General features: G+C 47.5%; 8 protein-coding genes. 4 read left to right on the plus strand and 4 right to left on the minus strand.

The genetic code is table 11. The features are described 5' to 3' along the window. Window positions 1-249: 249 nt before the first annotated feature. Together rppH and ACO6UY_RS23590 are read right to left on the minus strand one after the other, a co-directional pair. Complete coding sequence (rppH, locus tag ACO6UY_RS23585) at window positions 250-741, minus strand: RNA pyrophosphohydrolase (RefSeq protein WP_101744739.1); 492 nt, start codon at window positions 739-741, stop codon at window positions 250-252. 290 nt (window positions 742-1,031) lie between these two features. After that, window positions 1,032-2,954 (minus strand): hypothetical protein, encoded by a 1,923-nt coding sequence (locus ACO6UY_RS23590; protein ID WP_422491499.1) that lies wholly within the window; start codon window positions 2,952-2,954, stop codon window positions 1,032-1,034. 151 nt (window positions 2,955-3,105) lie between these two features. Between ACO6UY_RS23590 and ACO6UY_RS23595 the strand changes: the two genes are divergently transcribed. After that, window positions 3,106-3,762 (plus strand): HAD family hydrolase, encoded by a 657-nt coding sequence (locus ACO6UY_RS23595; RefSeq protein ID WP_209200614.1) that lies wholly within the window; start codon window positions 3,106-3,108, stop codon window positions 3,760-3,762. 17 nt (window positions 3,763-3,779) lie between these two features. On the opposite strand, the gene ACO6UY_RS23600 is transcribed toward ACO6UY_RS23595, so the two are convergent. Then, the gene (locus ACO6UY_RS23600; RefSeq protein ID WP_422449750.1) at window positions 3,780-4,973 is read right to left on the minus strand and encodes a class I SAM-dependent rRNA methyltransferase; all 1,194 of its coding nucleotides are present in this window, start codon (window positions 4,971-4,973) and stop codon (window positions 3,780-3,782) included. Between the two features lie 13 nt (window positions 4,974-4,986). Beyond that, window positions 4,987-5,259, minus strand: a complete 273-nt coding sequence (locus ACO6UY_RS23605; RefSeq protein WP_422491500.1) for a hypothetical protein — start codon at window positions 5,257-5,259, stop codon at window positions 4,987-4,989. 37 nt (window positions 5,260-5,296) lie between these two features. Between ACO6UY_RS23605 and ACO6UY_RS23610 the strand changes: the two genes are divergently transcribed. The 3 genes from ACO6UY_RS23610 (at window position 5,297) to ACO6UY_RS23620 (ending at window position 7,036) form a co-directional block, all read left to right on the plus strand. After that, on the plus strand, window positions 5,297-5,722 hold the full coding sequence (locus tag ACO6UY_RS23610; protein ID WP_422491501.1) for a BLUF domain-containing protein: 426 nt from the start codon (window positions 5,297-5,299) through the stop codon (window positions 5,720-5,722). Between the two features lie 119 nt (window positions 5,723-5,841). Then, window positions 5,842-6,201 (plus strand): hypothetical protein, encoded by a 360-nt coding sequence (locus ACO6UY_RS23615; RefSeq protein ID WP_422491502.1) that lies wholly within the window; start codon window positions 5,842-5,844, stop codon window positions 6,199-6,201. 40 nt (window positions 6,202-6,241) lie between these two features. After that, window positions 6,242-7,036 (plus strand): phytanoyl-CoA dioxygenase family protein, encoded by a 795-nt coding sequence (locus ACO6UY_RS23620; protein ID WP_422491503.1) that lies wholly within the window; start codon window positions 6,242-6,244, stop codon window positions 7,034-7,036. Window positions 7,037-7,170 lie beyond the last annotated feature (134 nt).

The raw sequence follows: 7,170 nt of genomic DNA on the forward strand, positions 1-7,170 counted from the left end.
AGCCGTAGCTATGTGACCGGAGTTGCAACGCCGCAGAGTGACTGACAACTTAGTCAGAAATATATGATTTCATTTGGTTAACTACTTAATACTTGCTGCAACTACTTTAACAGTACAATAGCAATCCATGGCAAATTATATTGCCTGTTAACATCTTTCCTGTTATTGCAGCCCACAGGTTTAAAGAAATATCCATTGGGCCCGGGAGGCTGGACGGAAGCTTAAGTCCGACAGGCTCATGGCAACCTGTCACCCCCCTCTGGACTGTAACTTCCCAATTCTGGGTACCAACTCTTTCAGCGCCCGCCTGTAGACTTCCCGTTTAAAAGAAACCACCTGACCAAGAGGGTACCAGTAACTCACCCAGCGCCAGCCATCAAATTCCGGAGACCTCGTGTGGTCAACCCGAATACGGTCATCATTGCTCAGCAGCTGCAGCAAAAACCATTTCTGCTTCTGCCCGATGCACAGCGGTTGCTGATCCCGTCGGACGAGACGTCTTGGTAGACGATAACGTAACCAACCCCGGGTGCAGCCAAGGATTTCTACATCTTCAGGATGAAGACCTATCTCCTCAAACAGCTCTCTGTACATGGCATCTTCCGGCGTCTCCCCATCATTGATACCACCCTGGGGAAATTGCCAGGCATCCTGCCTGATCCGCCGAGCCCACAATAACTGACCGTGATGATTCGCCAGGATAATGCCTACATTTGGCCTGAATCCATCGATGTCAATCACGTATATGGCTACCTTAGAGCCACCATCCTATGGTACGAATACCCCCCCACTTCCAGGAACATAATCATAACCCCACACTAAAACGGGGCATGAAGCTGACTGTTCAAAGAACAACAGGATTTAGACGCAATCACTTGTCGGTGGCCACTTAAACTATTACTTATCACGCATTGTTTCACAAACGGATACAATACAGCAAACCTTCAGGGTGAATGGCGATTGGAACTATCAAACTCATTGACATGACGTACCAGAAGGCTGTTCGAAAATATCCGGTATAGACTGCACTACTACACGGATGCAGAATCCAGAGGTAACAAGGGGGCCTTTGTTACAGAGGTCCGTTTCTTCCCGAACAGCCGTTTGTCTTCCATTGATTGTGAGTAAAGCCGGTTATACCAGTCATTTGCTGAACGACTGAATTCAGGGTCCACGTCGTCCTGGAAAGCGCGCATGGCGATGGTTATATACTGGTAGGTCTTGTCGGCTAAAGCTCTTGAGCCATCAAAGCAATTCATATAGTAATGAATAGAGTCCAGATACTCACCTTTTCTGAAAAAGATAAACCCCAGTTGCTTATTTATGGCCATGAAGTACGTGTGTTCATTTGCATATTCATGCACAGACAACTGCTGGAACAGAGTGTCGATGGCCAGATCCAGCTGATTCAACCGGGTTAATGCTATCGCTACATTAAGGTTGAAATGATAATTCAGCTTTTTACACTCCAAAGCAAAATTCAAGGCACAAGTCCAAGACGCAAACCAATTAGGATCTCCTGGCTTCAGGCTCGCAGCCAGGGATTCCAGATCTTTCCATCGGGTAATGGCCCATTTCATCTGATCTGGCACCAGATACTCTGTGTAAGTCTGTGAAGCTTCTAAGGAAGACATAGATGAATAATAGAGTGGAAAGATAAAATTAGAGATCTCTACTTTATTTTTTCTTGTCTTTGGCTGCAGATAATTGAACCAGCAAACAGCATTGGTTACAAATTGTTTGTCATCACACATTCTAATAGTTTGCTTCATTGCGGAATGTATAAATGAGTAAATATAATTAGGGACATCCATCGTGCCTACAAAGCCATGCATATAATATTTTATGGAAGTGACGTAGCTCTGTTCTTTATAAAATAAGAATCCTAACTGTTTATTAACACCCAAAAGATATCTCTGATCATTAGACTTAGCCAGCTGATCAAGCAAAATCTCTTTTGCCCGGTCCATATACTTGAGTCTTGTTAAAGCTTTCGCCACATTTAAATTGTAGTGATAGTCCTCCTCAGAGCACTGCAAGGCAAAATCAAGGGCGTTCTTCCACGCTTTAGCCCATTGACTGCTCCCTCCTTTCTGAGACTTTGCATACCTTTCCAATAAGCCCCAATGGGAAATCAGGATTTTTTTTCTTAAAAAAGCCGGAAGTTGTTGAGAACTGTGTACATCCGCCGCCGATGACTCCAAATGTGCAGCGGTAATTACTTCTTCACCACGGTTGGTCGAAGCGACAGATTCACTTGCATGAGGTGTCTGGGGAGGTGCAAGATCCTGTGTTTTTACAGGGTCAGCACTTGCTTCTGCTTCCAGTGGCCAGAAGTTCGGAAAACTGACTGCTCCAGATTGCTCACCGATACTCAGGTTTTCCATCAAATAAACAGGAGCTGATGCAACATGATCTCCCGATGGGGTGGGTTTGCTTAAATAACCATCCACCGTTTCAGGCCCTGTGTTGGATACCTGCCTTTGCTTCCATAAATGGCTAAAGCTATTATCCACTGTTTGAACATAAGGCTCTGCAAACGGCTGTGGTATCATGCAGGTAGTTGGCAGAAACACAGAAGAGAGGCTCTCTCTTTGCTGATCCACCAGACAAGTTGTAACAGGCGTAGATGGAGAAAACCCGGTCACCGGCACCGCATGAGTCTGTTGGCCTTGCAGGGCATTTAAATGACTCAGAGGAGTCGAATAATGGGCTGGCTTCGGAGCTAAACGCCCTCCATTCTCATCAAGCAGGTTAAACAGATCTTCCTTAATCCTATATCCCGGATCTTGACTATTCGCATTAGCCAGATAATTTGTTCTTGCTTCAGGGGGGCAGTTTGATACTTGACGTTGGCCAAAAACAGCTGAATCAGTCTGAACGGTTTTGCGGTGATCATAATAATTCATCAGGCCAAATGGCGTACCCGGTAATACACCACTATTTCTTTCCATAACAAAACTCAATCGATAAAAAACTATTAGACAGTCTTGGTAATAAAAAATTCAAAAAACTTAATATTCAGAATTGGGTAATTGCTTTTGGGTTGATAAAGAACCTGTATAATCCCGAAACACTCGGCCTGACTAATAAACCGGAGTAACAATGACCCTGGCAATCTTTGATCTGGACAATACTCTCATTGCTGGCGACAGTGATGCCCTGTGGGGAGAGTTTATGGCCGCTAATGGCCTGGTGGATAGTGAAAGCTTCAGGGAAGGTAACCATCGTTTTTATAAACAGTATCAACAGGGGGTTATGGACATCCGGGAGTATCTGGATTTTTGCCTTGAACCATTAACACAATACTCCCTGGAAGCGCTTGCAACCTGGCATGGTCAGTTTATGGCACAGGTTATCAGCCCCATCCTGTTGGATAAAGCACTGGCCAGGATAGAACACCACCGCCAGCGTGGTGATTATATTATGATCATCACCGCCACCAATCGCTTTGTGACCAAACCCATTGCTGACCAGTTCAAGGTAGATGCCCTGCTGGCCATTGACCTGGAGATCAGCGACAACCGCTATACTGGCAACGTTACCGGAATCCCCACCTATCAGCAGGGGAAAGTACTCCGCCTGCAGGAATGGCTCAACCAGCACCCGGAGCACTCAATGGCTGGCAGCTACTTCTACAGCGACTCTCAAAATGACCTGCCGCTGCTGAAGAAGGTCGACAACCCTGTCGCTGTCGACCCCGACCCGGAACTCAAAAGCTTTGCAGAAGCCCATGGCTGGCCAGTTATCAGTTTTCGTTAGTGGCTCTTAAAGGCCATTTATTGAACAGTCAACCGGGCAAAAATTGCTTTGATATAGTCCGTCTCCGGAATGCATGGGTGCACAGGATGATCCGGTCCCTGGTGCCCCTGCTCCAGAATCTGCAGGTTACGGTCAATATGACGACTGCCAGCCCGTAGCAAATCGATCATATTGTCCCGGTGCAAATGCATTGAGCAGGAGGCTGCCACCAGATAACCATCCCTCTCCAGTAGACGCATAGCCAGCTCATTGATGCGACGATAGGCCTGTTCACCAGCTTTCATATCTTTGCGCTTTTTAATAAAGGCGGGCGGATCAACAATAACCAGGTCAAACCGTTCCTGGCTGTCTTTCAACGCCTTCAATGCTTCAAAGGCATCACCTTGCAGAGTGTCCACTTTATGCTGAACCTCATTGAGTTCCGCATTGGCATGAACATTTTCCAATGCCAGGGCAGACGCATCGACGCAGGTCACTTTATCCGCCCCGAAAGCCGCCGCCTGAATGCCCCAGCCACCCACATAACTGAAAACATCCAGAACCCGTTTACCTTTAACATAATGCCGCAGGCGGTCCCGATTGAGCCGGTGATCATAAAACCACCCGGTTTTCTGGCCTTCCATCACCGGAGCCTGAAAGCTTACGCCATTCTCTTCCAGCACCACCACTTCCGGAACCGCTCCGGAAGCGACCTCAATATATTGCGGCAGGTCTTCCAGCTTGCGGGCATTGCCACGGTTCTTGAACAAAATACCTTTAGGTTTCAGAACCTGGTTTAACGCTTCAACAACATCATCCCGAACCTGCTCCATACCCGCCGTGGATATCTGCGCCACCAGTACCTCATCAAACCGGTCAACCACCAGACCGGGCAATCCGTCACTATCACCATACACTAACCGGTAATAGGGCTTTTCAAACAATTGCTCGCGCAGACTGAGAGTAACGTTAATTTTATCAATCAAAAGCGCCTTATCCAGTGGCCGGTCAGCTTCCCGACTGACCAGGCGGGCACAGATCAGGCTATTGGGGTTCACATAAGCCGTACCCAGCGTCTTGCCAAAGGAGTTTTCAATCAGTACGCACTCACCCACGGCAAAGCTGCTCAGTGGTGTGGTCTGCGTATCCACTTCATTACTGTATATCCACAGGTGCCCGAGTTTCAGGCGGCGGTCAGCCTTATTCTTCAGGCGTAATCGTTTTAATATCATGAGCTAACCCTTTTCATTCCCAGCTGCTGGCATTGGAATGGGCAACGATAAAACCAAAGGCATTTACCAGAAAACCGGTAATGATCCAGCCAATGTCTGAGGTCAACATCAGACCTGAGCCAATAATCAGCAAACAGACGTCAAGGGCCATAATAGCAGGTTGCGAGAACCAGCCCGACAGTCGCCCATGAAGCCGCCCGTGTCCGGGGCAGAGCTGTTGCCCTGGCCATTTTTTATCACTTTTTAATGTCAGGTTAATCTGGTAAAAATTAACAGGGCTGAACACCCGGGTAATGATTGTAATGGATTAAGGGTTACAGTGAATGGAACGATCACTTTATTATCTGATTTATGTCAGTTCTGCCAGTCAACTGATGAACAATGACAGCCTGCTCGCTCTGCTGAACGAAAGCAGAGACAATAACCTGAGGCTGGATATTACCGGAATGCTGTTATACAAAGGCGGTAATTTCCTGCAGATGCTGGAAGGAACAAAACAGCATGTGCTGCAGGTATATCAGGGAATCTGCAAAGATAGCCGCCACCACAATATCATCAAAATCATATCTGCGCCTGTGACCTGCCGCAGCTTCCAGGACTGGTCCATGGGTTTTTGCAATATGGACAAAGAAACCTCGTTACAGGATTTTCCAACCTACATTCATGAAAACCTGAATCTGCGGCAGTTCACTCATGAGACCCATCATGCCCGCAGTTTCATCCAGTCGTTTAACGCGCTTAACTACTGAGAATGTCCTGATTACTCGCGCTTACACGGTACTGATCATCATGACACTGGCAAATATACGGATACCAACGCCATTAATGGAACTTTAGTCTCTATAGAACTTTCACAGGAGCTGTAGAGATGTCTCATAACCATTCCCATAACAACGAAGAACCATTGAACACCCTGCTCCAATCATTGATGGACAGCGCCGATAACCGCTCAACGATGGACCTTCTCGAGTCAGCCCACAAAGGGTTTACCCGGGGGGCCAATGACTATGTTGAAGGAGCAACAGGAAAAATATCCCCAGCCGATATTAAAAACCATCTTCGGATTTATCCCCTGGCACAAATGCTGATCAGCATTGTCAAATACCATGAGCTGAACAAGAACACGGATATTATCCGCCAAACAGTTATGGCCTTGCTGGATAGCCTTGATGACAGCCTGCCTTCAGAGTTTGATGAGGCTCAGGCACTGGAGACAACGTTGCACTGAAAACGTTCCGCAATAAGCCAATAAATAAGGGACCTGAGTAATGATTGATCAAAGCGAACTGCAGGAAAAAGGTTACATCATCGTTCCTGACCTGGTGCCCGGGCAGTTACTCCAGCCCGTTATCAAAGCCATTACCGACTTTCTGGAGGTTAATCTGGATGATCCCACAACCTGGTACCGGAAAGACCTGGGCAGTAATGGTATTGTTCCCATTCATCATCATCAGGCACTCTGGGATATCCGCCAATATGAGCCTGTCTACCGATTGTATGCTGACCTTTTAAAGACAGACGATCTCTGGGTAAGACTGGACCGAGCCTCCTTCAAACCCCCTTGGCGTTGGGAGCACCCGGATAAGAAAGATGACAGTCAGATCCACCTGGACAGCCATCCGGAAAAAGTGTTCCTGCCAAGATACCAGGGGATTCTCTACCTGACAGATACGGCGGAAAATCAGGGGGCATTCTGTTGTGTTCCCAGCCTTTACACCGGGAAACAAACGACACTGGATCGTAACTCTCTACTCTTTACCGATGAAGAGCTGAAAGGCCATGATATTGTCCATCTGGCGGGCAAGGCCGGAACCTTCATTCTCTGGGACTCACGCCTGCCCCATGCCAGCAGCCTGAACCACCATTCAAAGCCACGCCTGACCCAATATATCTCCATGTTCCCGGCGGGTACCGAAGATAACCGGGAAGAGCGTATTCAGCTATGGCGTGATAAAAGAGCGCCTGAGCGCTGGCGTAACTTTCCGTATCAACAGGACCCGGAACCCGGGGAGCCCGCTAAACTGACGCCCGTTGGAGAGCAGCTTCTGGGTCTAGGAGGCTGACCGAGAATAGCGCCCGTAGCGAGGATGGCAGAAAATTGAGGACAAAAAGTCGGAAATTTTTAGTGAATAGTGGTTCTATTTGCTAAAAATTTCCGACTTTTTAGACCAATTTGCTGCCACCGCAGTAGGGCAGT

This window comes from Endozoicomonas sp. ALE010, from assembly GCF_049310165.1.
Taxonomy (GTDB): Bacteria; Pseudomonadota; Gammaproteobacteria; order Pseudomonadales; family Endozoicomonadaceae; genus Endozoicomonas.